This is a genomic window from Bacillus sp. Au-Bac7 (assembly GCF_021341655.1).
Lineage (GTDB): Bacteria > Bacillota > Bacilli > Bacillales > Cytobacillaceae > Niallia.
The window spans coordinates 526,449-552,557 of sequence record NZ_JAJTTG010000002.1; the positions used below are offsets into that span (position 1 = coordinate 526,449).

24 protein-coding genes are annotated in these 26,109 nt (G+C 37.1%); 9 read left to right on the forward strand and 15 right to left on the reverse strand.

Annotated elements, in window-relative coordinates; translation table 11 throughout:
• The first annotated feature begins 153 nt into the window (after positions 1-153).
• The 6 genes from LXM54_RS11295 (at position 154) to LXM54_RS11320 (ending at position 5,283) form a co-directional block, all read left to right on the forward strand.
• Positions 154-561, forward strand: coding sequence for an ATP-binding protein (locus LXM54_RS11295; protein ID WP_233315278.1), 408 nt, complete (start codon positions 154-156; stop codon positions 559-561).
• Between the two features lie 31 nt (positions 562-592).
• Positions 593-937, forward strand: coding sequence for an STAS domain-containing protein (locus tag LXM54_RS11300; RefSeq protein WP_233315279.1), 345 nt, complete (start codon positions 593-595; stop codon positions 935-937).
• Between the two features lie 24 nt (positions 938-961).
• The gene (locus LXM54_RS11305) at positions 962-2,299 is read left to right on the forward strand and encodes a SpoIIE family protein phosphatase (RefSeq protein ID WP_233315280.1); all 1,338 of its coding nucleotides are present in this window, start codon (positions 962-964) and stop codon (positions 2,297-2,299) included.
• Positions 2,300-2,325: 26 nt separating this feature from the next.
• Entirely contained in the window at positions 2,326-4,365 is a 2,040-nt protein-coding gene (locus tag LXM54_RS11310; protein WP_233315281.1) for a LuxR C-terminal-related transcriptional regulator, read from the forward strand.
• 135 nt (positions 4,366-4,500) lie between these two features.
• The gene (locus LXM54_RS11315) at positions 4,501-4,641 is read left to right on the forward strand and encodes a hypothetical protein (protein WP_233315282.1); all 141 of its coding nucleotides are present in this window, start codon (positions 4,501-4,503) and stop codon (positions 4,639-4,641) included.
• Positions 4,642-4,932: 291 nt separating this feature from the next.
• Positions 4,933-5,283 (forward strand): hypothetical protein, encoded by a 351-nt coding sequence (locus tag LXM54_RS11320; protein WP_233315283.1) that lies wholly within the window; start codon positions 4,933-4,935, stop codon positions 5,281-5,283.
• Positions 5,284-6,662: 1,379 nt separating this feature from the next.
• Here LXM54_RS11320 and moaA read toward each other — a convergent pair.
• Positions 6,663-7,676 (reverse strand): GTP 3',8-cyclase MoaA, encoded by a 1,014-nt coding sequence (gene moaA / locus LXM54_RS11325; protein ID WP_233315284.1) that lies wholly within the window; start codon positions 7,674-7,676, stop codon positions 6,663-6,665.
• Between the two features lie 117 nt (positions 7,677-7,793).
• Here moaA and ric point away from each other — a divergent pair, with 117 nt between their 5' ends.
• Positions 7,794-8,501 (forward strand): iron-sulfur cluster repair di-iron protein, encoded by a 708-nt coding sequence (ric, locus tag LXM54_RS11330; RefSeq protein WP_233315646.1) that lies wholly within the window; start codon positions 7,794-7,796, stop codon positions 8,499-8,501.
• Positions 8,502-8,543: 42 nt separating this feature from the next.
• Here the strand turns inward: ric and LXM54_RS11335 are convergent, their stop codons facing one another.
• Genes LXM54_RS11335 through LXM54_RS11390 form a run of 12 tightly spaced genes read right to left on the reverse strand, consistent with a single transcriptional unit; the run spans position 8,544 to position 21,054 of the window.
• Positions 8,544-9,116, reverse strand: a complete 573-nt coding sequence (locus LXM54_RS11335) for a molybdenum cofactor guanylyltransferase (RefSeq protein WP_233315285.1) — start codon at positions 9,114-9,116, stop codon at positions 8,544-8,546.
• Positions 9,117-9,133: 17 nt separating this feature from the next.
• Positions 9,134-9,850 (reverse strand): YwiC-like family protein, encoded by a 717-nt coding sequence (locus LXM54_RS11340; RefSeq protein ID WP_233315286.1) that lies wholly within the window; start codon positions 9,848-9,850, stop codon positions 9,134-9,136.
• 28 nt (positions 9,851-9,878) lie between these two features.
• Positions 9,879-10,568 carry a Crp/Fnr family transcriptional regulator gene (locus LXM54_RS11345; protein WP_233315287.1) on the reverse strand — a complete coding sequence of 230 codons (690 nt, stop codon included), beginning with the start codon at positions 10,566-10,568 and terminating at the stop codon, positions 9,879-9,881.
• A 30-nt stretch (positions 10,569-10,598) separates the two neighbouring features.
• Positions 10,599-11,081, reverse strand: a complete 483-nt coding sequence (gene mobB, locus LXM54_RS11350; RefSeq protein ID WP_233315288.1) for a molybdopterin-guanine dinucleotide biosynthesis protein B — start codon at positions 11,079-11,081, stop codon at positions 10,599-10,601.
• Positions 11,078-12,340, reverse strand: coding sequence for a molybdopterin molybdotransferase MoeA (locus LXM54_RS11355; protein WP_233315289.1), 1,263 nt, complete (start codon positions 12,338-12,340; stop codon positions 11,078-11,080). Before LXM54_RS11355 ends, mobB begins: the two co-directional genes overlap by 4 nt.
• A 45-nt stretch (positions 12,341-12,385) precedes the next feature.
• Positions 12,386-13,036: a response regulator gene (locus LXM54_RS11360; protein ID WP_233315647.1), complete on the reverse strand. Its 651-nt coding sequence runs from the start codon at positions 13,034-13,036 to the stop codon at positions 12,386-12,388.
• Positions 13,032-14,090 (reverse strand): sensor histidine kinase, encoded by a 1,059-nt coding sequence (locus LXM54_RS11365; RefSeq protein WP_233315290.1) that lies wholly within the window; start codon positions 14,088-14,090, stop codon positions 13,032-13,034. The genes LXM54_RS11360 and LXM54_RS11365 overlap by 5 nt, the downstream gene beginning before the upstream one ends.
• A gap of 4 nt (positions 14,091-14,094) precedes the next feature.
• On the reverse strand, positions 14,095-14,547 hold the full coding sequence (locus LXM54_RS11370) for a GAF domain-containing protein (RefSeq protein ID WP_233315291.1): 453 nt from the start codon (positions 14,545-14,547) through the stop codon (positions 14,095-14,097).
• A 35-nt stretch (positions 14,548-14,582) separates the two neighbouring features.
• Complete coding sequence (gene narI, locus LXM54_RS11375; RefSeq protein WP_233315292.1) at positions 14,583-15,272, reverse strand: respiratory nitrate reductase subunit gamma; 690 nt, start codon at positions 15,270-15,272, stop codon at positions 14,583-14,585.
• Positions 15,269-15,847, reverse strand: coding sequence for a nitrate reductase molybdenum cofactor assembly chaperone (gene narJ / locus LXM54_RS11380; protein WP_233315293.1), 579 nt, complete (start codon positions 15,845-15,847; stop codon positions 15,269-15,271). Before narJ ends, narI begins: the two co-directional genes overlap by 4 nt.
• Positions 15,840-17,402 (reverse strand): nitrate reductase subunit beta, encoded by a 1,563-nt coding sequence (narH, locus tag LXM54_RS11385; RefSeq protein ID WP_233315294.1) that lies wholly within the window; start codon positions 17,400-17,402, stop codon positions 15,840-15,842. Before narH ends, narJ begins: the two co-directional genes overlap by 8 nt.
• Positions 17,392-21,054, reverse strand: a complete 3,663-nt coding sequence (locus LXM54_RS11390; RefSeq protein WP_233315295.1) for a nitrate reductase subunit alpha — start codon at positions 21,052-21,054, stop codon at positions 17,392-17,394. Before LXM54_RS11390 ends, narH begins: the two co-directional genes overlap by 11 nt.
• Before the next feature lie 480 nt (positions 21,055-21,534).
• On the opposite strand from LXM54_RS11390, the gene LXM54_RS11395 reads away from it, so the two are divergent.
• Positions 21,535-23,034, forward strand: a complete 1,500-nt coding sequence (locus LXM54_RS11395) for a nitrate/nitrite transporter (protein ID WP_233315296.1) — start codon at positions 21,535-21,537, stop codon at positions 23,032-23,034.
• A gap of 125 nt (positions 23,035-23,159) precedes the next feature.
• Here the strand turns inward: LXM54_RS11395 and LXM54_RS11400 are convergent, their stop codons facing one another.
• Positions 23,160-23,645 (reverse strand): Lrp/AsnC family transcriptional regulator, encoded by a 486-nt coding sequence (locus tag LXM54_RS11400; protein WP_396953803.1) that lies wholly within the window; start codon positions 23,643-23,645, stop codon positions 23,160-23,162.
• Between the two features lie 356 nt (positions 23,646-24,001).
• Between LXM54_RS11400 and LXM54_RS11405 the strand changes: the two genes are divergently transcribed.
• Positions 24,002-25,195, forward strand: coding sequence for a hypothetical protein (locus LXM54_RS11405; protein ID WP_233315297.1), 1,194 nt, complete (start codon positions 24,002-24,004; stop codon positions 25,193-25,195).
• Positions 25,196-25,315: 120 nt separating this feature from the next.
• Here the strand turns inward: LXM54_RS11405 and LXM54_RS11410 are convergent, their stop codons facing one another.
• On the reverse strand, positions 25,316-26,107 hold the full coding sequence (locus tag LXM54_RS11410; protein WP_233315649.1) for an ABC transporter permease: 792 nt from the start codon (positions 26,105-26,107) through the stop codon (positions 25,316-25,318).
• Positions 26,108-26,109 lie beyond the last annotated feature (2 nt).

Consider the following 26,109-nt stretch of genomic DNA (forward strand, 5'->3'; position numbering starts at 1 on the left):
TGGCATGGAATCGGCAGTATCGGTCTCATGCCTTTTCCTATTTTTTAGCCGAAAAATTGATTTTAAAAGTTTGAATCAAGAAGAGGTTAATAATTCTTTATATGCATATCCTAACAAATAATGAGCAGGTGGATTATCGTTTGAGGTGTAAACATGACATTAGCCTATACAATATCCCGATATGAGGAGCTTGAGGAAAAGCTTCCTGCTATCGAGGAATATCTCCAGAAAATAGCATATGGAAACCATGTGAAGATTTTGTATGCTTTATTGGAAGCAGTCAATAATGCCTTCGAACATGGAATCCAAACAGTTAAAGACGGAAGCATTACTTTTTCCATAAAGATAAGCGACAAAAAACTTTATGTTGATGTGTTGCATAATGGAAACGGTTTTAATTATGAACAGAAGATTGGGATGATTGGCAATCCAGATGTGTTTTTTAAAGAGCATCAAACATGTATGCGCGGCCGGGGAATAGCCATCATGCAGAAGCTTGCTGATAAGCTTATTTACACAGAAGAAGGCAAAAAACTGACTCTTATCTTTAGGATAGAGTAGTTTACTAAAATTTAAAGAAAGTGTGGCAGAAATGAAAGTCATAAAAAAAGCTCATATCCACATCCTTGAAATGAACGAAGATATTACGATTAAGAACAGCGAACACTTCCGACTAATGATGGGGAAGTTTCTGCATGAATCGACTGCCTCTTTAATACTTGATTTAAATCATGTTTCCTATTTGAACAGCTCAGGACTCGGTGTAATCGCTGATGGAGCTATGAAAGCAAGAAAAAATGGAAAGGAGCTTGTTGTTTCAGGAATTACGCCACCATTGGATGAGATATTCGAAATCGTTAAATTCAACACTTTTATGGAGCTATTTCCTACATTGGAACAGGCTGAACAATATTTTGAACAAAAGAAGACGCTTTAATGCTTAGAAGGAAAGGGAAGTGTAATGAAGCAGATAAATAGATTATCGGGAAGTAAATGGACAGGTGTCCTACTGGCTGCATACGTAGTAATGGAGCTGTTTATCTTCCTTAAACTTTCTTACAAGCTGAAAACAGGCATGGATATTCATCTTTTTGAAGAATATCAAACATTAAGTTTCTTCTTGCATCTTCCATTAGGTTTATTTATCGTTTGTCTGTTTTGGAAAGAAAGGAAAGAAACAATACGAAAAAAAGAGCTTATATTCGACTTAGAAAAAGTAACACTTAGGCATTTTACCTTATTTAATAATAATCTCTATCTGGCAATTATCGTCAATAACGAAGGCACAATAACAGAAGTTAACGAACGAGTAACTGACGTGCTAGGAGATAAGTTGATTGGGTCTCATTTCAAAGATCTGCTTTTTCATAAAGAAACCTCCAAATCACTTGAAAATTTCGAGGATGTACTAGAAGGGAAAATGGTGGACAGTACAGACATCATACGAGATAAGCATGAAAACCCAGTTTATATAGAATATAAAAGCATTCCGTTAATTATGCAAGGAAGAATAGATGGTGTCTGTGTTATCGCAAAGGATATAACAGAAAAGAAAAAACTAGAAGAGGAAATGAACAAAGATCTTGAACTCGCGACCATTCTGCAGCAAAGTGTACTCTGCAAGCCGCTAATTACGGAGGAGGTTCAGATAGAAGGGCAGTATATTCCAGCACATAATATCGGAGGAGATATGTATGTCTGGTATAGGATTAATGAGCATCAATACGGAGTGTTAATTATGGATGTAATGGGACATGGTGTTTCAGCTGCCCTTGTTTCCATGAGTATACGGGCACTGTTAGAAGGATTGATTGTCAGGGTAAAAGAACCTGTTCTTGTCATAGAGACACTAAACGCTCATATGCATAAATTGTTTAATGATCATACCAGCTCCTTACAGTTTTTCACTGCACTATATGCAGTTGCAGATACAAAAGAAATGAACTTAACATATATTAATGCCGGCCATCCTCCAGGGCTATTGGTACAGTCTGATCATGCAGAGCTTCTTAAATCCAATTGTGTTCCTTTAGGAATACTTGAAGAAATCAAGCCAACCGCTGAAACAGTACCTTTAAAAGATTCTTCGCAGTTACTTCTATTTACAGATGGACTATTAGAAAATATTGACGGTACAGCGATGTACCATGCTGTTAATAAATTGAAGGAATCTGTACTCGCTAATTCACAACTAGATACAAAAGGGTTATTGGAGATATTGCTTCATGATGGGGAAATAAGTAAACAAGATGATATTTCGTTTGTTAAGATGGCAATCAGCAAGTTCCGACATATATAAAACATTATAATATAGGATGATTAAAATTGAATGTAAATACTTTAAACAATGACATAGTAACAGCACTGATAGAAACATATGAAAGCACCATTCGATTGCCAATCCACCTTGTTAACAGCAAGGGAGGGTATGTAATTCGAAATACAGACATCATGCTGCTCTTTAAAGAATATTCTACAGAGCTTCTCGACGTACTAAATATAGCTTACCAAATAAAAAAACCAGTAGTAATAACACCAACAGATGAGAATATTGGATGTTATAAATACATCCTGTCACCCTTTTTCCAATATAGAGAAGACTCGTATTTAATTATTACCGGTCCTTTTGTGGAAGATGTATGCGGAAGCAATATAGTGTCTACCGCGTTAAACAAAGACATTCCTATTCTTACCGTAAAGGAGAAAGAAAGCGCCTTAGTAAAGATAAACGATCTACATTATAGCTTAATGTTTGTAAAAAGCTTACGACAAGAGATGACGTGGAAAAATCAGCTGTTGACACTTTATAAAAAGCAGCTCGCTTATATGGAGGATTTCTCTATAAGTAATATTTTAGATTACGCAGTAAAAGAGGGCTTTGTGGACTTTATCGGTATTGCCAAAAGAGAAGAAAATGCTATTTATACCATCCAACATGTAAACGGGGATGCAAAACAATTGGAGGGAAAAAGCTTCTTTATCGGAGAAGGTTTATTAGGACATGCTGCTGCTACAAAAAAGATCTTTCATTTTGAGTCTATAAAAGAATCACCAAAAGCAGGATTCTTTCATCAGTTTGACATATACCCTCAGCATATTTTTGGTTTCCCTATCCAACAGGCTAAAGAAACAGTAGGAATTATGTTTGGAGGCTCCTTGACTAATAAGCCTGTGAGCAAAGAGCTAACAGAGCATTTACAAGCACTTGCACAAGCAGCCGCTCAAACAGAATTTTTAATCCAGCAATTGAAGCTTGTTGACAAACAAAGAGATGTACATGCAGCCTTTTTGAATTTAGCTGACATACTATTGCATACAAATGATCCAATCAGTGTTTTGTACAGCGTTATGGACGTTTGTCATAAATGGAGCAAAAATTGTTTAACTATCTTTACAGCGAGAAGTGGAAAATTGTACAAAAGAGGCAAGGCTTCACAGGCTGCTGAACAAGAGCATCATAAAGTTGCTGAACAACTCTTTTCTAACGGTCACCGAGTTGAAGTAAACGCTTCTAAAAAAGGCTTAATTCATAAGGCAATCACTTTAAATGAGCAAGTTTTAGGTCTGTTTACCATTCACTTCGAGGAAGAGGGGCATTTAGGAGATAAGAGGCTAGAGGCAGAGCTTAAGTTATTAACCGAGGTTTTAGCTGTAAGCTTTGGTTCAAAAAGAATTATTGACTTAGAGGTAAAACAAGAGCCTACTGAAATACTTTTCGAAAGCTTAAAGGAACTAAAACCAGAGGAATTTCATCTTACTTGTAAAGCGACGGAACTACTGAAAGGGTTTATGAGCAAACAAAGCTGGCAGGATTCTGCTGTTGAGGAACTGTTAGAGACATGTAAGGTAATCCCATTCAGTCTAGACTTTCTTCACGATAAAATAAGTGCAGAACGGCTGAAGATACTTAGAGAATATCATCATATACTAAACGGAGAAGAGCAAAGAAGCATTCTGACTGAAGAGGCGCAGCTATTAGTATTAGCTTTTTCTTATCTTAAAGGAATCACAATTCCCTTTAAAGACATAAATAGTCCATTAGCCGTTCAATTCCGTGAATATATCATCGCCCAGAAAGCAAGTAGCAGCAAGGAATTAGAAGCGGATCATGCTACAATCGGAATCACGGAAATTGAGGATTTGAAAGATGTGAAAAGCGTAATAGATAATCTTTCATTAACAAGCAGAGAAAAGGAAGTTCTTCATTTAATTCTTGAAGGTTTAAATAATCAAGAAGTTGCCGATTTACTGTTCATTAGCGCCCATACTGTCAAAAACCACCTAACAAATATCTTTCGAAAACTCGATGTGGCAGATAGAGTACAAGCAATGGCGAAAATTTATCGGATAAAGTATGAACAATAAGTGAATTTGAGGTATATAGCTACACACTGCCAGGCAATATCTCTTTAGTTGTGATGAATTATTGAACGTTTTGGCATTTGATAGAAAACTTCTAATGTACTCCTGTATAAAAGGGTAACTAGGGAGAGTAACAAAATGTCGAAAGGAATCTCATTTAATAACAAGGACGTTTTCTTTAAATTTACAAGCGAGCTATACGCAGATGTAACGCTTGATGTTTTTGGTCTTCATCAGATACCGAAAATTAAGACGCTATTGCCAAATGAATTCCGATAAGTTACTGCAGATGAAATAAGATCAGATACTGTTTTCCAGCTGGAAGACGGCTTAATTTTAATGTTAGAATACGAGAGCAATAACAGATTCAAGGAAAATCATTTGAAGTACATGAGGTAAGGACATCGTATTTTACAACGATACTTTCAAAGGAAAAATAACATAAAAAAGATTCACTTAGTAGTTGTGTACACAAGTGATGTAACAAAGGTTTTAGATAGTTTAGACGCAGGATTCTTTCGAATTTCCTCCAATCCTGTATTGTTATCAGAGTATAACGGTGATGCTATCATGGAGAATATAAAGGGAAAAATACGTGATAATGTTGAATTAAACCTTGTGGAGCTGTATAAATTAAGTTTTGTGCCATTAATGTACAGCGCAAAGGGTCGTAACGAATTAACACATGAAACAGTAGAGCTAGCGAAATGTATAAAGGATGAACATATACAACTACAGGTAATTGCAGGAATTCTTAGCTCAACAGATAAATTCATTGATAATAACTACACCATCAAAGTAAGGGAGTGGTTAAAAATGACAAAAGTTGGACGGCTTTTTGAAGAAGGCAAGCAAGAGGCTGTTGCGGCGGCAGTTAAAGAGGCTGTTACAAAGGTAAAAAAAGACAAATTATTGAATTAGCTAAGTCTTTATTAGATGTGCTTGCACCAGAAGTAATAGCAGAGAAGACAGGAGTAGATATCAAGGACGTCGAAAAATTACAACAGGAAAAGAATGTACTTAATAACTAAAGAAATAGAATGATTTAAAGCATGGGCCTGATACAGTATAGGAACCATGCTTATTTTATTGCAGATAAATAAAGGTATGAAGACTAAAAAAATGTAACTCAATGGACTTTTCTATCTTAATCAAATAAATAAGAACAATTGTTCGTATAATACAATTTTTACGAATACTAGTTTACATAATTAATTTATGGTAAATAATAAATAACCAATAGTATAAAAAATTTAATGGTGCTTATACTTATCAATAACGGAATCTGCATCCTTGCAATATATAAATCTATTAGTGTATGTCTGCTAAACGTAAAGTAAATGAAGAAAAGGGAAGGGGAGTTGTTTGCCAAGAGCTGAAATAGTACCTTGTTTATTAATAAATACAGTTTTCTTGCCATTAGATTCTATTATTATGTACCTGCAAGATCTACTGGTAGCAATTCGAACTACACTTTATCTATACAGGGTTTGATGATATCTCCAAAAATCTTAGCATTTTGCCGTTTTTACAGACTTTTAGCTTAAATTTTTCTTTTACAGTCGTTAAATTTAACTATTTAACTAAACTTATTTATATATTGTTTAACATTGAATATTTTACAAATATCGACAAATATTAAAATGTTATCATAGTTTAAGCACTGCAATTTAACGGCTGCTATGCAGTATGTGATAGCAACGCAACCGCCAATTAAATACACTAATTAACCTTAACATCATGGTACATTTGAATTCATAAACAATTCCTAATAATACTATTCGTAAAATTAGTATTATACGAATAGTTGTATATTTCTTTTCCTGTGCCCCCTTAGCATTATAATTAATAAAAACAGTAAATTTTATTAAGGTTATTTGATGCAGTAAATTCTGCACCAACATTTAATTGCGCACAGAATTCAACTGCGCTCATAGTTGCGACAGATTTTTCATTCATTTAACTTTAGTTTGTATTTATTCGATGTAATTTGAGGATTATTTAATTAAAATTAATTCTCCGCTTATTAATTAATTATTTGTTAACAAATTCAAATCACGTTAACTATTATGTAACTATTTAACCTGTAAATATAATTGCAATTCAAACTAAAACACAAAATTTATCCGATATATCGCATTTTCACCCATATAACACACAATAGCATACCATTCACCTATACTTGCCTTATTTGCACAGTTTCTTAAAAAATACATTTCGTAAAACAGGTCTTATACGAATAGTTCTTTTATATCTCTTCATCCAAGAAAAAAGACAATCACTTTAAGTGATCGTCTGCATTACCCGCCAATTGAAGACATTTCGATTTTCTTTTTTTGTTTTATAGATAGATTACTTCGCTCTTCTGAGTAACGATCATGTCGACCGTTCCAAATTTGCGATATTTTATTGATAATAATGTCGTCATTTTGTTCACTGCGTATTAAGCTGCGTAAGTCATGGCCTGCTGATGCAAATAAACAGGTATATAATTTTCCATCTGCTGATAACCTTATTCGTGAACATGTTGCGCAAAATGTGTCTGTTACGGAAGAAATAATTCCTATTTCTTGGCTACTGTTCAAATATTGATAACGTGTTGCTACTTCACCAGTATAATTTTCTTTGATTTGTTTAACTGGCATCTGCTCATTTAGTTTGTTTAGTATCTGCTGTTTAGTAACAACCTCTTCCAATTGCCATCCATTTGAATTACCTACATCCATATATTCAATAAATCTTAGAATAAGCTTATGTTGTTTGCAAAATTTGGCCATTGGAATGATGTCTTCCTCATTTTGTCCCTTTTTAACAACCATATTGATTTTAACAATCATTCCTACGTTTAAGGCAGCATGTATGCCGTCCATTACGGTTGTTAATTTACATCTGTGCCCATTTATCATCGAAAACCGCTCTGCATCCAATGAATCTAGACTTACTGTGATTCTCCTTAATCCTGCTATATATAAATCCTTTGCAAATTTCTTTAGCAAAGAACCGTTTGTAGTTAATCCAATATCATCTAGTCCCTCGATATTATGAAGCTCCTTAATTAAGGCTGGTAAGTCCTTTCTAAGCAGTGGCTCTCCTCCGGTTAGGCGAATCTTTTTTACACCTAGCCTGACAAATAGCTTAGCTGTTCTTACAATCTCATCAAATGACAGCATCTGTTCTGACGGCATAAATGTATACCCAGACTTAAATAATTCTTCTGGCATGCAATATACACAGCGGAAATTGCAGCGGTCTGTAACCGATATACGTAAATCTCTTAATGGACGCTGTAATTTATCTAACAGGTTACTCTTCATGCTGTCATCTCTTTTCTATTATTTTTCATTAAATGTGATGTATATCACAAGTTTAAAGCGGGATACTTGTTATTCTTAATTAGAGCAACAACTAATCAAAGTACTGGAGGCTATATGATGAATCAACCATTTAACGAGCATTCTATTATTAGTGAGATTGTTACCGAGTTTCCAAAGGCCAGTGATCTCTTTAAAACATACCGTATTGATTTTTGCTGTGGCGGTAATCGCCCGCTGATTGAAGCAGTTACTGAAAGAAATTTATCAATAGATGAAGTGTTAACAAACTTATCTACACTTTACGAACAAACAAATTTATTAAATGAAGCAGCGATAGACTGGAAAAAAGCTTCTTCTAGTGAATTAATAGACCATATTGTCAGTAAGCATCACCGTTTTTTACGAGAAGAATTACCACTGTTAAGTCCATATGTAACAAAAGTTAGGCGTGTTCACGGTGAAAATAATCCTCATTTAGTAAGAATACACAAGCTGTTTTTTGAACTGAAAGCAGAATTAGAGAACCATATTCACAAAGAAGAAAATGAAGACTTTAAGCTAATCTTGGAATATGAACAACAGCCAACTGACGAAAATTATCAAAAATTAACTGCTATTGTTGCAGAGCTTGAGAGCGAGCATCAAAACGCTGGAGACATTTTGAAGGAACTGCGTGACATTACAAATGACTTCACACCTCCAAGCAATGCATGCGGCACCTATCGTCTTGTTTATCATCGTCTTTGTGCCCTTGAAGCAGATATGTTTCAACATATCCATTTAGAAAATAACGTATTGTTTAAACGAGCAATTAAACTAGCTTAATTTTTAGAAAGAGCATGACAGATTTTGTTCATGTTCTTTTTTTCATGTAATAAACTTGATATAGTCCCTTTGTTCGTTAATATTAATAAAACTATCTTCGTTAAACTCCTCCACAAATTTCACATGAAGCTGTGTCAACAAGCTATTCATCGATAAATCTTGGCTTTTTAATGCAGAAAAGAGCTTTTTTTTGATTTTAAAGTTGTAAATAGAAATTAGAGGCTGAGGTTTTTCGTTTACAATTGGAACGATTGCTTCATATCCGTCTTCTAAATGAGCTAATAATACCTCCATACTCTGATGCGTAATAAACGGGCTGTCAATTGGCAAAACGAAATACCATTCAGCTTGCTCTCTTTCCATGACGCTATATATTCCAGCAAGGGGTCCATACCCTTGAAAACTGGGCGTGTCTTGAATGATGGTTACTTCCTTATCAATAAATCTATCTGTAATGGCAGGATGTGAAACTAAATAGATTTTTGGGGTAATAGCTTGGAGTGCTTCTATAGAATATTGATAGAAAAATTTATTCTTTCTCCTCGCAAAGGCTTTGTGTTCACCAAATCTGCTAGACTGTCCGCCGGCTAATATAGTACCTATATATTGATGCATATGCCCTCTCCATTTCGTTACTTAAGAAAAAATAAGCTTACTAAAAAAAACACAATTCCATTAATGATCTCTATAATGCCAATTCTTAGCGGTTTTATTGGCCTCTTTCTTGTAGTAAAAAAATCTTTGCACACACTTGGCAAGTACGCTATCGTCATCCACGGTACGGCTATTAACAAAGGAAATAGTAGTAATAATAGGTGGAAAATATGAGACTTTCTTTTAAAAGCGGGATTTTTTCGCTCCCTGATTAATGATTTCACGTAAAAGGCACTGCTCATAAAATAGAGCGTGGTAATACATAACAGTAGGATTGCCTCTTTCGTTAAGCTTCCTTGCCCAACTATATAAGCAGCTGTTCCCCCGAGAGAAAAAATAAGAATGCCGCTTAAATTATTCCATAAGCTCCTCTCTTGCTTTTTTTTAATGAAATATCTACTAACAAAGAGCAGTGGTAATAATAAGAATATGCCCCATAAGAGAATTGGCTGCATCCATATAATTGGAACGGTAAATAGGATAGCAGCTGTACTATACTTTAGTACCCATGGAAGCATATCTTTCTTTAATTTTGGCTTACGGATGATATTCAATAGTGGTGTAGATGTCAAAAAAATAAAAAACCAACCGATTAAAAGAACAAGATGAAGCCAATTAGCTCCAGACAATATCATTCCGAGCAGATATGGAAGAAAAAACATCATCCAAGTTCCGTGTTCTCTTGGCAAAACCATATGAAATCCTCCCATTTCACTTGCTTGATTAGTTAAGTTCAGCTGTTAATTTTTCTAAATGTATTAATAAATTACCTTCCGTAGTAGTACTGACTAACTGCTTTTTTCGTAATTGATTAAGTGTGCGGTTTATTGTTTCTCTTGATGATCCAATCATGTTAGCAAGCTCTCGATTAGTAAAGTGTGTAGTAATGAGATATAAATCTTTAGTAAAAGGTACTCCATTTGACTTACATAAACGTATTAACAACATCACTATTTGATCATAGGAACTGTGCAGGATTTGTTCGACCAATCGGTCTTGCAAGTCAATGATTTTTTCAGCGAGAAACGTAAACATTTTCATACATAATTCAGGATGTTTTATTAGGATTTGTTCAAATTCAGTGATTGGTGTGACAACTACTTGAGCATTTTTAAGTACTTCTGCATGTGCTGGAAAGCTCCCTTTCCGAAATAATCCAACATGAGGAAACATTTCGCCGACTTGTGGCACTGCTACGATTTGTTCCTTTCCCGTTACATCTGTGCGATGGATTTTAAGTTTACCTGCGTATAGAAAAAATACTCTATCAAGCGGGTCACCTTGCATATAAATAAATGATTTCGTTTTATATAGCTTCATATAGGAAATGTCTGCAATAGGAAGAAGCTCGTCATCTGAAAGCTCTTTAAAAAGCGTTACACTTCTTAAATAGTTAAATATTACGTCTGACATCTATATTACTCCTCTACAGTGAATAACTTGTTAAACTAGCTTCCTCTTCGGTAATTCCTGTTCAATCCAAGCAACCAATTTGTTTATGTATGCCTTCTTATCTGCTAATAGATCACAGAATGGGATGATGGAATGAATATTTGAGAGAAACTGCAACTGATCGAGATCACGTTCTGACCGTGTGAAAACGACTTTAGGAAATTGCTCCTGTTTATATCCTTCTATTAATAAAAGATCATAATTTAAACAAGACAGCAGCATATGGATTTTTTCGATATCCCACTTTTGATTAGTTATCTCTAAATGGAGAACTCCCTCACCCTCTACTATACTTGCAACAGCACCTGCATCGCTATACTTTGTGGAATCTTTCACAATATTGTCAGGAATGCCGCCGTGTCCATGATGCTTGACTGCGATGACATTATAGCCTTTCTCTGTTAATTGCTGAATCGTCCACTCCATTGCCGTTGTTTTGCCGCTGTTTTGAAAGCCTACGTATTGAAGTATCAAAATAGGTCACTTCCTTCGTGATCTTCTAATAAGAGCACTTCAACTTCCATGCCTTTTTTATAACCTCTCGTTCCTCCAGGAAGGACCATCAGGCAGTTTGCATAGGCAAGTGAAAAGATAATATTGGACTTATCCATACCAATTGGCGCTACGAATAACTGTGTTCCGCCAGTAAAAAGCTTGCTGCGCACAAAGCGTGTAAACGGATTAGCCTTAGGAAAATCAACGTCTAAAATCGCTTTTACTTTTTTCAAAAAAGGTTTATTGCTGCCCAAGCTATGCCGAATGATGGGGCGTGCAAACAGTTCAAAACCGACATAACAAGCTGAAGGATTCCCAGATAACCCATACAATAGCTTTCCATCTAAGCTTGCAATTGTTGTAACACTTCCTGGCCTCATCGCTATTTTATTGCAAAGAATGTCTGCTCCAAGCGCTTCATATACTTTTGGCATATAGTCATAGTCTCCAACTGAAACTCCACCTATTGTAATCATCATATCTACTTCAGCAATTGCCTTGTGTATGGCGTCATATGTCGCTGTAAAGGTAACTGGTATCTTTCCATAATGGATTGCTTTTGCACCGCTTCGTTTAATTTGTTCTACAATCATATAGCTGTTGCTGTTACGTATCTTCCCGGGAACTAATGGTTCCTCTACATTCAATAGTTCATCACCTGTAGCAAGAACCCCGATTTTCGGTTTACGCATAACGGCTAATTTTTTGTAACCAAATGTTGCTAACAAGGATTGAATTCCAGGATTTATTTTTGTTCCTTTCCTTACTAGCAGTGTTCCAGACTTAATATCTTCTCCACGAAAGGATATATTGTCTCCCTTTTTTAGCTTTCGAGTAATTTGGATAAAATTCTTTCCGTCTCTTTCTATCTCCTTCACTAGCTCCAACATGATGACCGTATCACAGCCGGATGGAATTGGTGCTCCTGTCATGATTCGAACTGCTTGGAGGCCACCAATTCTTTTATGTGATACTGAGCCTGCCCCGATTTTATCAATGACCTCGAATTCTATCCTATTCTCTGATGATGCCCAAGCAGTATCCTCTGCACGCAGCGCAAACCCATCATATGGTGATTTATCGAATGCCGGTACATCCGTTTTTGCGATAATATCCTCTCCTAAAAAACGGTCTGTATTGTCTTCTATAGCAACGATTTCTGTCATGCCTGGATTATGATGCTCCCAAATTCTCTCGATCACTTCGTTAATTTGGACTGGTTTTCGAGATAAGTTCATTTAACTTCTCTCCTTAGTGTTAGTAATGTAACTACTAGGCAAACCTTATAAATCTATTAAATTCTTTTTTATTGCATATTGGACAAGCTCAGGCCTTGTCGTAAGGCCTAACTTACTCATCATATTTGCTTTATGTGCTTCCACTGTTTTCACGGAAATAAATAATTTGTCTGCAATTTCTTTATTTCCATATCCTAGTGCAACTAACGGAAGCACTTCCTGCTCACGGTTTGATAATAAATAATAGGAATCCACGATTTCAGGATCTTGCTCTGGACTCTCAATATGTTCACGAACCATTTTAGTCGAGACTTTAGAGTGAATATATCTTTCCCCTTTCATTACTGCACGAATAGCATGAAGCAGCTCATCATCTTTAGCATTTTTTAAAATATAGCCTGTTGCACCTGATTTAAAAGCGTGATATAAATATTCTTCATCATCATGCATCGTTAGTATTAAGACTTGAATAGGAGGAAAAGCCTTTTTGATTTTCTTTGTTGCCGAAAGTCCGTTTTCTCCAGGAGGCATACTTAAATCCATTAGAACAACATCTGGCTGAAGTCTTTCTACTAAATAAGTAACTTCAAAGCCATCAGCTGCAGTCCCAACTACTTTCATATCCTCTTGTGCGTCAATTAAGAAGGAAAGACCGCTTCTGACGATGGCATGATCATCAGCAATTAATACATTAATCATCTTCATGCTCCTCCTGTTCTAGTGGGATGACAGCTAAAACCTTGGTCCCGATTCCAATGGATGTTTCAATGGAAAATTTTCCTCCAAGCAGAGAGATTCTTTCCTCCATATTTCGCAGACCAAGACCTGTTCCCTTTACATGGATATTATGCAAATCGAAGCCTAAGCCTTCATCCATTACTTCAACACGCAGCTGTTTTTTGCCAGCCAGTAAGTAGACGACAACCTCATCTGTGTCAGCATATTTAGCGGCATTAATAAGCGCTTCCGTACATACCCTGTATACCATTGTTTCAATCTTGCCTGTATAACGTTCTGTTTGAATATTGCTGTAAAGCTCAACCTCCATGCCGAATGTTTCTTCAAATCGTTTACAATAGGACTTTAACGCTGCATAAAGTCCCATATCATCTAAAGCTGCCGGACGTAAATCGATGGCCATCGATTTTATCGAGTTTAGAGATTTTACGATAATTGTTTCGATACTGCTAGCTGTTTCTTTCACTTTTTCGTAATCATTTGTATATCTCATAGATTGTAATTGTATGAGGGCACTGTAGATTTCCTGTGCCAAGCCATCATGCAACTCTCGTGAAAGCCGCTTTCTTTCTTCTTCTGATGCATGGATAACATATTCTGTTAAAGATTTTTGGAATTGAAGCTTTTCTGTTTCTTGTTGGTTTGTTAAATTTCGTAAGATAAGCACATTTACGTCATCGACTTCCTCAAGAGGAAAGTAGCTGCCGCTAAACGGTGTATCATCTGCATGCTGATCGTTCTTTTTTGATAAAAATAACTGAAAAGACTCTAGATTTTTTTCTCCTTCAATAAAACAATTTGAGCAGGTTTGATAACCTGTTTCATTTGTCATGCCGTTGCAAAGATGGCATATCGATGACATATTGGCTACATTCACTTCAAATTTATTAATAAGCTCAATGGCTTTTGGATTCATAAACAGAACTTCATTTTCATGCAAAAAAAAGACTGCATCATTCATTTTATTAAACATTGCTTCAATCAATTTCTGTTTAGAAATGGCAGTTCCCATTTATTCATCCCCTTAACTCATCTAATAATGGGTTTATTTCTGTACAAATAGAAATCAATTCATTGATAAAGGTTTGATTCAATTTTTTCTTTTTTCTAAAGCCGCCTAATAAAACAGCTTGAACTTCCTGTCCGTGTAATAGAGGAATTGCTGCCATACTGACTAGCTGCTCTGTAATAGTTAATGGGAAGTCTTTCGTTTCCTGTATATCTTTTTTTGCATCTTCTATCACATAAGGGCGAGCAGTTTTCCAAACGATGCCAGCAATTCCTTTCCCTACTTGCAGGACAATTTTTTGATAGCGGTTATTGCGATTGTTTGAAACATATTTCCACTTGATCACTACATCGCCATCTTCATTCTCAGCTGCCATGGCCAAACCGACAAAATCTACTTCCAGCTGAAGTCTTATTTCAATTAATAAGTCGATTATTTTCTGTTCTACACTAAGCGTCAATTGATTTCATTCCCTTTTCTAGCATCATATTTAAATTACTTACGCACCACATTTTTTTGATAGATTATATATCGTCTTTTAATATATCCTATTGGCAAGCTAAATGCATGTACTAATCTGCTGAAAGGAAACAGAGCAAGCAGGGCAAAAGCAGAAATGATATGTAATTTAAACAGCAGCGGAACTCCGCTCATCAGGCTGCCATCCGGCTGAAGAATAAATAACTGTCTAAACCAAATCGAGATTGATTCACGATAGTTAAAATCCGGCTGACTGCTCGTGCCAAAAAATGTGCTGAAAATACCTAAAGACATAACGATGATTAAAATGATATTAATAGATATATCTGAGAAAGTACTAATGGAGCGGACACGTACATCTGATAATCTTCGCCATGTTAACAGAATGATTCCCACATATGCCATGAAGCCGAAAATGCCGCCGACCCATACGGCAATCGTATGATACAGATGGTTACTGATACCAAAAGCTTCTGTTACTTCAATCGGAACAAGCAAGCCTCCCACATGGCCAAAAAACACAAAGATAATTCCGATATGAAATAGACTGCTGCCAATCATTAATTTCTTCTTTTCTAGTAATTCACTGGACTTAGCTGTCCATGAAAATTGATCATAGCGATAGCGAAAGATCATCCCTAACACAAAGATCATCAAGAATATATAGGGAATAACTGTCCAGAAGAGCTGGTTTACACCACTCATTGTATATTCGCCTCCCTCTCTGACTCCATACATGCTTTTAAAGAAAGTCGAACAGCTTGAATCACATACTGATACGGATTGTCTTTTTGTTTCAATTCTTCCTGGAGAAAATACGTACCATCCTCCACTATCGCGAATATTAGCTGCCATTTCTGAAGACGATTATTGTGTATCCATTCTCCATTTGCTAAAAACTCTAGCATTAAAGGTAAGTAATCGGATAGCTCTTTTGAGTCCAATTCTAACCCGCACATGGCGTACATCAATTTTAATTGGACAAGTATTTGCCCTCTTTCTTTGGCATCTTCATATTTTACATAAGTCATGTGAAGTGGTGTTTTTTTACTGAAGTCGAATGTTTGCACATAATACTCTTGCTGCTGGAGCAGAGTTAATTCGCTTATATAGTCAAAAAAACGATTCATATTTTCCGATATTTGTTTATTGCTTTCACTATATAACTCTATTAAAGGAAAATCCTGCTGCTTTAGCCGTCTTTCTTGGGGATAAAGCAGCATCAAACTAAATTCTTGGAGTATGGGTCTGTATTTTTCAAATTCACGTTGATTAATCACGCCATATCCCTCCATAAAAATTCTTTTCATATAAGCTTTGATTTGTTGTGTCGACTGGTGGGTTGTTGTTTGCTCCCATACCGCCCCCAGACAACGAGCAGCCATTGCATGCACTAAAACCTGAGGTGCCTTGTTCTGTATAGGGATCTAAGTATGCTTCTTTATGTGAAGTTGGAATAACAAAACGATCTTCATATTTTGCTATGGCAAGTAAACGATACATTTCCTTCGTCGTTTTTTCCGTTAACCCGACACGTTCTAATCGGGAGGTATCAAATTCTTTATTAGTTGAAACAGCCCGCATATATTGACGCATCATAGCCATCTTCTGCAAAGCAAGTGTTATTACATCCGTGTCACCTGCAGTCAGCATGCTGGCAATATAACTGACAGGAATGCGCATTTCTTCAATAGCCGGGAAAATCATATCCGGATTTTGAATGGAATCCTTGCCTTCGAAATAGCTCATTATCGGGGAAAGGGGCGGCACATACCAAACCATTGGCAATGTCCGATACTCTGGATGCAATGGGAAGGCAATTTTATATTCAATCGCCATTTTATAGATTGGTGAATGTTGTGCTGCTTCAATAAAGGACTCTGCTACCCCATCTTTTCTGGCCTGACTGATTATCTCTGAATCATTTGGGTCTAAAAACAGCTCCAGCTGTGCTTTATATAAATCTGTTTCATTGCTGACAGATGCCGCTTCTTCCACACGATCTGCATCATATAAAAGAACGCCTAGATAGCGAATACGTCCTGTGCATGTTTCAGAGCATACGGTCGGAAGTCCATTTTCAATTCTTGGAAAACAAAACGTACATTTTTCTGCTTTGCTTGTTTTCCAGTTAAAATACACTTTTTTATAGGGACAGCCTGACATACAGAAGCGCCAGCTGCGGCATTCTTCTTGATTGACTAGCACAATCCCATCTTCGTCCCGTTTATACATAGCTCCGCTTGGACAGGAAGCAACGCAAGCTGGGTTTAAGCAATGCTCACATAATCTTGGCAGATACGTCATAAAAGCATGGTCAAAGTTCAATTTGATTTCTTCTTCGATTTTTTGGATGTTCGGGTCAAGCGGTGCTGTTTCAGGAGCCCCTGCTAAATCATCTTCCCAGTTCGGTCCCCACTCAATTTCCATTTCCTTGCCGCTTATTAATGATTGGGGACGTGCAACAGGCTGCTGCGCACGTTCCTTCGGCGAGAAAAGGTTATCATATGAATAGGTCCACGGTTCATAATAATCATCAAGCTTCGGCATATCTGGATTGTAAAATATTTTCCCTGTTGCTACTTTATTGATTTTCGAGCCGGACTTAAGCTGCAGCTTTCCTTTTTTATTCAACTCCCAGCCACCCTTATAATGCTCCTGGTCTTCCCAGCGCTTTGGGTAGCCTATCCCTGGTTTTGTTTCAACATTGTTGAACCACATATATTCCGCACCTGGCCGATTTGTCCATGTATTTTTACATGTAACACTGCATGTATGACAGCCGATGCATTTATCTAAATTTAATACCATTGCGATTTGCGCTTTAATCTTCAAGCCAGTCGACCTCCTTCAGCTTCCGAACAACAACATACAAGTCACGTTGATTGCCAATCGGACCATAATAGTTAAACCCGTAGCTAAGCTGTGCATATCCGCCTACCATTTGTGTTGGTTTTACATGTATTCTTGTTGGTCCATTGTGACTTCCCGGGCGATTTCCTGTAAGCTTTGAACCAGGCATATTAATGTGGCGGTCCTGAGCATGATACATAAACAAAGACCCCCGCGGCATGCGGTGACTAACGACCGCTCTGGCAACTGTTACACCATTGCGATTAAATACTTCAAGCCAATCATTATCTTTAATTCCAGCTTTCTTTGCATCTATATCACTTATCCAGACAGTAGGACCACCGCGGAAGAGAGTAAGCATATGCTGATTATCCTGATACATACTGTGGATATTCCATTTACCATGTGGTGTCATGTATCGAAGAATTAAGTTAGCTTCAGCTGCCGGCATATTATCCTGTTCATCAAAAATAATTTGCGGCAATGTCGGTTTATAGACTGGTAAGTTCTCGCCATATTCAAAGAACAATTCATGATCGAGATAAAAATGCTGACGTCCTGTCAATGTTCGAAAAGGCACAAGCCTTTCGATATTTGTTGTAAAAGGTGAGTATCGTTTGCCATCATTATTAGAACCGGTGAAAATTGGTGTTGGAATAACCTCTCTTGGCTGGACGGTCACACTTTCGAACGTCATTTTTTCACCTTGCCGTTTTATTGCAATATCCTTTAACGGCATGCCTGTTTTCTCTTCCATCGTTTCCCACGCTCTAACAGCTAACTCTCCGTTAGTTGCACTTGATAGTGCTAATATACTGTTGGCGACTTTTTTTTCATCGGCAATGATTGGCAAACCGTTTTTGATTGTATCATCATCATAAGTGCCTAACGATTGTTTTAATTCCTCATATTGTTCAGTTGTTTTGTAATTAACACCATGGGCCCCTGTTGGGTACGTACCAACTTTTGGTCCTAATGTGATAAACTTGTCATAAATTTGCCGATAATCACGTTCTACCAGTGTAAAGTTTGGCATGGTCTTGCCAGGGATTGCATCGATTTCGCCTTTTTTCCAATCCTTCACTAATCCATATGGCTGCGCAATTTCCGAAGGTGCATCATGGTTGAGCGGAACGGACACTACATCAATCTCAGGAGCATCAAACTGGGACTGAGCCATTTCTGTAAAAGATTTCGCAAGTCCCTTAAATATGTTCCAGTCTGATTTAGACTCCCAGACAGGATCAACTGCTTTATTAAAGGGATGAACGAATGGATGCATATCTGTACTGCTTAAGTCTTCCTTTTCATACCAGGTTGCTGCTGGCAGAATAATATCGGAGTACATCGGAGTTGCAGTCATACGGAAATCCAATGTAACTAATAAATCAACTTTGCCTGTTTGTTCCTCCTCATGCCATTTCACTTCCTCTGGTTTAAAGCTATGACTTGGAGAAGCTAACACATTTTCAGTCGTGCCAAGCAGATGCTTCATAAAATATTCCTGCCCCTTACTGGAGCTGGACATTAAATTGGAGCGCCAAACAAATAAACCACGCGGAAAGTTCACTGGATTATCAGGGTCTTCAATAGCAAAGGATGTTTCTCCTGACTTTAATTCCTTTACCAAATTAGGAATTATGTCTTCCGGATTTTTATTGTTTTTCGCAAAGTTTAATGAGTTTTTATTAAACTGCGGGTAAGAAGGCAACCAGCCTAATCTGGCAGCAAGCACATTATAATCAGCTGGATGTTTATATGTTATATCCTTCACAAGCGGTGAAGCATATAGTTTGTTGCCTAGCTCTTCTTCCTCATAACGCCACTGATCAGATGTAAAATAGAAGAAGGAAGTTCCATTTTGCTGACGAGGCGGTGCCTGCCAGTCCTTCGCAAAGGCTATCGTTCCCCAGCCTTCATACGGACGGCATTTCTCCTGACCAACATAATGAGCCCAGCCACCTCCGTTAACTCCCTCAGATGCTGTTAAAATAACTAAGTTCAAAATGGCTCGGTAAATCGTATCACTGTTGTACCAATGATTGATTCCTGCCCCCATGATGATCATCGAGCGACCTTGTGTGTCAATCGAGTTTTGGGCAAATTCTTTTGCTATTTGCTCGACGATGCTTGCTTTAACTCCAGTAATCGGCTCCTGCCAGGCTGGCGTGTAAATATCATCTTCAATTAGGACCGCCGGATCTTCTGAAACACCATATTGGGCAAGCATGACATCATAAACAGTTGCAGCAAACCCGGTGGAACCATCTGCTAATAAAATCGGAATAGCGGAAATTGGCCGGTCAAAAACTTTATTTCCACTTGATTCAAATAACGGAAATTGTATCTTTACTTTTTCTGCATTCTCTTGTGAATAAGTAGATAATAAGGGCGAAATTGCTTCTCCTCTTTCTGTTTCCAGCTTTAAATTCCATTTTTCGTTATCATTCCAACGCTGGCCAATCGTTCCATTTGGCACTACAATGCGATTGGAATCTTCATCTAAAAGAACTGGTTTCCATGCGCCATTAACCATGTTGTCATCGTTTTTCAGCTCTTCTGCTCGAAGAAATCGGCCTGCTTTAAACTTGCCGTCACTAGTTGGCTCAAGCTTTAACAAAAATGGTAAATCTGTATATTTTTTTGCATAGTTAATGAATGCTTCTTCTTTCCGGTTTATATAAAATTCCTTCAGAATTACATGTGTCATCGCTTGTGCCAAGGCTGCATCTGTTCCTGGGTGAGGAGCTAGCCAGTTGTCTGCGAATTTAACACTTTCTGCATAATCAGGCGCCACAGAAACAACTTTTGCACCTTTATAGCGCACCTCTGCCATAAAATGCGCATCTGGTGTTCGTGTTAATGGAACATTCGAGCCCCACATCATGATATAACCGGCGTTATACCAATCACTAGATTCTGGTACATCTGTTTGTTCCCCCCATATTTGCGGAGAAGCAGGCGGTAAGTCTGCATACCAATCATAGAAGCTTAGTAGCTCTCCTCCGATCAAGCTTAAAAAACGGCTGCCTGCAGCATAGCTGATCATGGACATCGCAGGAATAGGGGAAAACCCGGCAATTCGGTCAGGTCCATATTTTTTTATCGTATAAATAAGCATAGCGGAGATCATTTGATACGCTTCTTCAAATGTCACGCGAATCATGCCGCCCTTTCCTCTAAGCTTCTTATAAGAGTCTGCTTTTTCTTTATCCTCGACTATACTTCCCCATGCTTTGACTGGGTCTTGATAATGTTGTAATGCTTCTTGCCACATTTTCCAAAGCCGTCCTCGCATATATGGAAATTTAATGCGCAGCGGGCTGTACTCATACCAAGAAAAGCTTGCTCCCCGCGGACAGCCCCTTGGTTCAAACTCTGGCATATCAGGTCCGCAGCTTGGATAATCTGTTGCTTGATTTTCCCATGTAATAATGCCGCTCTTAACGAAGACCTTCCAGCTGCATGAACCTGTGCAGTTAACACCGTGAGTTGTCCGCACTTCTTTGTCATGCGCCCATCTCCCCCGGTAAATATTTTCCCATTCGCGGTCTGTTTCTTGTAAAACAGACCAGTTACCATTAAATTTTTCTGTTTTCTTAAAAAAGTTTAATTTCTTTGTCCGTTTAGCCATTATGAGCCCTCCTGTTTAAAACCGACTCGATCTACTATTCCATTGTATCGACCTTTCTTTCGAACTAACTATTAGGGAAATTCCCTATATTGGCTTTTCAAGAGGTGAAAACAGTCAATTGTCGCAGAATGTTCAAATTTACGCTTTTTGGCAGCCGGAAATTGATTAAGGGAATCCCCTGATTTTTCCGCTCACTATGCTGATAAAATGTTGTTTTTTCACAATATCCCTGGATAGAAAACAAAAAACATCAAGCTATAAAGCTTGATGCTACAATGTTTATTCAGAAAAAAAGCCCAGTAAGTTATTTATTATTTCACAAACTTTATATGCCATTTTCGCTATTGCAGGCTCATTGGCAATCATGTACCCTATGGATTGTAGCGAGTACCAGCGCTGATTTAAGGCCTCCTATTAAGAATTTTTGTTCATCAATTCACACTTGCATGATTAAGAACAATTTTAGAAAGGATGTTTACAATGGGTACACTTAGAAGCGTACAATTATTTCTCCAAACATCAAGTTTAATTGCAGGATTTATGGTATGGGTTCTTATATCCTCACTCATTCCACTCATAAAAGAGGATATTCCGCTGACAGACGGCCAGACTGCATTAGTGACAGCTGTCCCTGTTATTTTAGGATCATTATTGCGGATACCAATCGGATATTTCACCAACCGGTTTGGTGCAAGGATCATTCATATCATTAGTTTTATTCTGCTGATGCTTCCTGTCTTCTTAATAAGTAAAGCGGATTCAATGGCTGATTTAATTATAGGAGGATTATTTATTGGTATAGGCGGAGCTGTATTTTCAGTTGGGGTTACCTCGATCCCTAAATACTATCCAAAAGAAAATCATGGATTTGTAAATGGTATTTACGGCTTAGGAAATGCAGGTACGGCAATCAGTACATTTGCGGCACCAGTGGTGGCAAAATCAATTGGCTGGACGCAAACGGTTCAGTTATATTTAATACTTTTGCTCGTATTTGCCGCATTAAATATCTTCTTCGGTGACCGCAAAGAACGGAAAGTAACAGTTTCATTAATAGAACAAGTGAAAGGCGTATATAAAAACTCTACGCTATGGTTTATTAGTTTATTTTATTTCATTACTTTCGGTGCTTTTGTTGCCTTTACAGTTTATTTACCAAACTTTTTGACAACCCATTTTGGATTAGACAGTGTTGACGCAGGGTTACGGACAGCAGGCTTCATTGTTTTAGCAACTTTGATGCGTCCAACTGGCGGGTGGTTAGCAGATAGATTTAATCCATACAAAATATTAATGATTGTATTTTTTGGGCTGGCATTTTCAGGCGTGCTCCTTTCATTCTCCCCGTCCATTGGTCTCTATTCTGTTGGTGTATTGACAATCGCGTTATCTGCTGGGATAGGAAATGGAACGATATTCAAGCTAGTGCCGCTTTATTTTTCGAAACAAGCTGGCATCGTAAACGGAATTGTGTCGGCAATGGGTGGTTTAGGCGGCTTCTTCCCGCCGCTTGTTCTGTCGTTTGTTCTTAATGCAACTGGTCACTATTCAATTGGATTTATGGCTATTTCAGAATTTGCCTTAGTCAGCTTTGTTATTGTAGTATGGCTATTTTATAAGGATAATCTTTTCATTGAAAAACAAATCATCAATGAAACGAAGGAAGCTATTTTAATTACTAATCCTCATGGAATTATCGAAGATATTAATCTATCATTCTCCACATTAACTGGTTACTCAAAAGACGAGGTAATCGGCAAAAATCCAAATATCCTGCAGTCAGGAAAACATGATGACGTTTTTTATCAGCACATGTGGAATATGATTAAACAAAAAGGCTACTGGGAAGGGGAAATTTGCAATAAGCGTAAAAACGGTGAACTGTACCAGCAATGGATGACGATAAGTGCTATTAAAAGCAAATCTGGCGAAGTTAAAAAATATGTTGGTATGTTAAATGATTTAGCAGTTAAAAGCTAGCAAACTAGTAAAAGGGTGTCCTGATTAGGAGGATATCCTTTTTTTGTGTATGTCGATTAAATTATATAAATATAACGAAATCCTCTTTGTATTTAGTGTATTTAAAGGGGATATCATTCCCCTTTTTACAGTTTCATTCCCATTCTGCTTTTGTATCTTTTAATCAGAATTTGGCAATCGACACTAACTACTCCTTTTAGCGGATAAAGTTTTTCGGTCAAAAACTTTTCCATTTCTTGATTATCACCAAAGATACCATGCATATGTAATTTACTAGGTCCTGTCATATGATACAAGCTAGTAACAGAATGTTCTTCAGCAAGCTTTGCTGCTACTTCTTCTAAATGCTGGGGCTCTACCTCTACATTAAAAAACGCAGATACATGAATACCGATTTTAGTTGGATTAATCACCGTTGTAAATTTTTCGATTACGCCTTTCTCTGTTAGGTTGTTAATACGCATTTGCACAGCAACCCTTGATAAATCAACTTCTTTTGCGATATCTGTGTAAGAAATGCGGCTGTTCTCATGCAGCATAGATAAGATGGTTTTATCTATTTCATCGAGCACTAAATTTGGAACGCTATAATTGGAAGACAAATTTATCATACCTCTCTTTCCTTTTGTTTCTATTATTTTCGAAAAACGTTATTGAGTGTATTTAACCATATAGAAATTTAATAGTAAATAAAAAAGAACAGAGTTTTCATATAGTAATAAAACAAAACATATTTCATTAAATAATAAATATTTTGCAAAAGAACTATTACATTTCGTAACGATATATGATATAAATAAAAATATTAATTTGTATACAAACTATTCACTATCATATGAAAAGTCAGAATTTAATATTTGAAGATCGACTTTTACAGAAAGGAGATGGATTTTTTTAACTTTTTATTTCTGAAAATTTTTAATTTTGTATTATTACTCACCATGACATGAACTTTAGGAGGATTTATATGACTATTAACGAACCAGTATATGCAGCCATGTTAGTGCTTGCATTAATAGCGATTGGCGAAATTGTTTCCATCTTAACACGAGCACGCGTGCCAATGCTGCTTATTGCCATAATGGGCTTTCTTATTTTAATTTGGACAGGGATATTCCCTGAAGACATCGTAGATACATCTTCTTTTAGCACAATGGGTACGTTACTGACAGGTCCTCTCGTTGTTCACTTAGGAACACTAATCCCGCTTACCTTAATGGGTAAACAGTATCGGGCTGTATTGATCGCCTTAGGTGGAGCGTTAGTTGCGTTAGTATTTGTACTTCCTGTAATTACAATGCTCTTTGGTTATGAGACTGCTGTAGCTGGTACAGGACCGTTAGTAGGTGGAATTGTTGCTTTTATTGTTACCTCTGATGCATTAAATGCAGCTGGATATGAATATTTAGTCGCAATACCGGCGCTAGTACTCGCCATACATAAGTTATTTGGATTACCAGTGGCATCAATGTTTCTTCGTAAATACGCATTAATTCTGCGTGCTAAATGGGATCAAACGGATTCAAGTTCTTATATTGCTGCAGCCGCAGAGGTTCCTTTGCATCATGGTGCAGAAGCAGTCAGCAAACCTAAGGTAAGAAAGAAATATGAATTTAACACGGCCAATATTTTATTGTTTAAGTTGTTCGTAGGAGCATCGCTTGGAACAGTACTCGGAGAACTTACGGGGATAAGCGGAACAATCTGGTGTTTATTCATCGGTGTTATAGGCACGAAAGTAAACTTTTACAATGAAAACATCATGGATAAAGCAAAAGCATCTAGTATCGCTGTATTAGGTACAATATTTATTGTTATTGCTTCCATGAGTAAAGTAAGTCTTACAGAGTTCCTGCATTTTATTCCACAGGTTCTAACCATAATCATTATCGGTGAAATAGGCATTCTTGCAGGTGGGTTCATTGTATCAAAACTAGTAAAATGGCACCCTTATAAAGGGATGTCGCTTGCATTGACGGCGATGTTTGGCTTCCCTGCTGATTATATTTTATGCCAGGAAGTAAGCCGCAGTGTTGGACGAAATGAAGAAGAGGAAAAACGACTGTTAAATGAATTATCACCGCCGATGCTGATCGGAGGATTTACAACAGTAACGGTCGCATCTGTTATCATTGCTAGTATTTTAGTTAAAACATTGTAAAGAATGTTAGAATAATAGAATGAAAAACACTTATCATAATCTCTTTTAGTAAAGGAGGATTTTTGATAAGTGTTTTTTTCATCGATACTGTTCTTATTTTAGTTTTTACTCCCGTAAAAATTAAGAATTGTCGTATTTCTTCTTTGCAATCCAATCTTTCGATATCAGTATTGCTGCAAAACATAAAATCAAGGTAATGAGTAAGTTTGCTGTTAATTTAGAATGGATGATTCCTGTCATAAGGATTTCAACAGCATGTGCACTCATCATTGCTGGGTTAATTAGATCTACAAAAGAATTAATGCCAACGAGAGATCTGCATAATAATAAAAGAACAATAGACAGTAATGCAATAATACCTTGATTGTTAAATAACGTGCTAAACATGGTCGTAAAGGAAATAATGAATAATACCCATACTAAATAAAACAGCAGTGCTAATAACATATCAGCAAAGCTGACATTGGAAAATAAAAGGTTCACATATGCATATGAGGCGAGGTATCCTATTGCGACACACGCTGCAACAAACCAATAATTAGAGAGGACCTTTGCGCCAATGTATTGAGACACACTGACTGGTCTTGTCAAAATAAAGGCTAACATGCCATTTGCTTTGTCAGATTGCACGGCACCCATTAAGGAAATGACGATAATTAATAGCCCTAATTGATCAAACTGTGACTCAAGTGTAGTCGCTAGCACCTCTCCCCCTTTTAGCTGTTCAAAAAAGCTCGGGTCAATCGTTATTCCTTGATCTCCTCCCATGGCTTTTAATAGAGCAGGCAAGTAGTAGCTGAGGACCGGTTGCATCATTCCTAAAAGGATAAACACAAGCGGGAACCAAACTATTTTGAAATCACGAATCATTTGAACAAATTCTTTTTTTGATAATATCGCAACATTATTCATCA

Excerpts from the sequence above, each read along its gene's own strand:
- LXM54_RS11295 (WP_233315278.1), top strand. The coding sequence starts at position 154 with ATGACATTAGCCTATACAATATCCCGATATGAGGAGCTTGAGGAAAAG.
- LXM54_RS11300 (WP_233315279.1), top strand. The coding sequence starts at position 593 with ATGAAAGTCATAAAAAAAGCTCATATCCACATCCTTGAAATGAACGAA.
- LXM54_RS11305 (WP_233315280.1), top strand. The coding sequence starts at position 962 with ATGAAGCAGATAAATAGATTATCGGGAAGTAAATGGACAGGTGTCCTA.
- LXM54_RS11315 (WP_233315282.1), top strand. The coding sequence starts at position 4,501 with ATGTCGAAAGGAATCTCATTTAATAACAAGGACGTTTTCTTTAAATTT.
- LXM54_RS11320 (WP_233315283.1), top strand. The coding sequence starts at position 4,933 with ATGGAGAATATAAAGGGAAAAATACGTGATAATGTTGAATTAAACCTT.
- moaA (WP_233315284.1), bottom strand. The coding sequence starts at position 7,676 with ATGAAGAGTAACCTGTTAGATAAATTACAGCGTCCATTAAGAGATTTA.
- ric (WP_233315646.1), top strand. The coding sequence starts at position 7,794 with ATGAATCAACCATTTAACGAGCATTCTATTATTAGTGAGATTGTTACC.
- LXM54_RS11335 (WP_233315285.1), bottom strand. The coding sequence starts at position 9,116 with ATGCATCAATATATAGGTACTATATTAGCCGGCGGACAGTCTAGCAGA.
- LXM54_RS11340 (WP_233315286.1), bottom strand. The coding sequence starts at position 9,850 with ATGGTTTTGCCAAGAGAACACGGAACTTGGATGATGTTTTTTCTTCCA.
- LXM54_RS11345 (WP_233315287.1), bottom strand. The coding sequence starts at position 10,568 with ATGTCAGACGTAATATTTAACTATTTAAGAAGTGTAACGCTTTTTAAA.
- LXM54_RS11355 (WP_233315289.1), bottom strand. The coding sequence starts at position 12,340 with ATGAACTTATCTCGAAAACCAGTCCAAATTAACGAAGTGATCGAGAGA.
- LXM54_RS11365 (WP_233315290.1), bottom strand. The coding sequence starts at position 14,090 with ATGGGAACTGCCATTTCTAAACAGAAATTGATTGAAGCAATGTTTAAT.
- narI (WP_233315292.1), bottom strand. The coding sequence starts at position 15,272 with ATGAGTGGTGTAAACCAGCTCTTCTGGACAGTTATTCCCTATATATTC.
- LXM54_RS11390 (WP_233315295.1), bottom strand. The coding sequence starts at position 21,054 with ATGGCTAAACGGACAAAGAAATTAAACTTTTTTAAGAAAACAGAAAAA.
- LXM54_RS11395 (WP_233315296.1), top strand. The coding sequence starts at position 21,535 with ATGGGTACACTTAGAAGCGTACAATTATTTCTCCAAACATCAAGTTTA.
- LXM54_RS11400 (WP_396953803.1), bottom strand. The coding sequence starts at position 23,645 with ATGATAAATTTGTCTTCCAATTATAGCGTTCCAAATTTAGTGCTCGAT.
- LXM54_RS11405 (WP_233315297.1), top strand. The coding sequence starts at position 24,002 with ATGACTATTAACGAACCAGTATATGCAGCCATGTTAGTGCTTGCATTA.
- LXM54_RS11410 (WP_233315649.1), bottom strand. The coding sequence starts at position 26,107 with ATGAATAATGTTGCGATATTATCAAAAAAAGAATTTGTTCAAATGATT.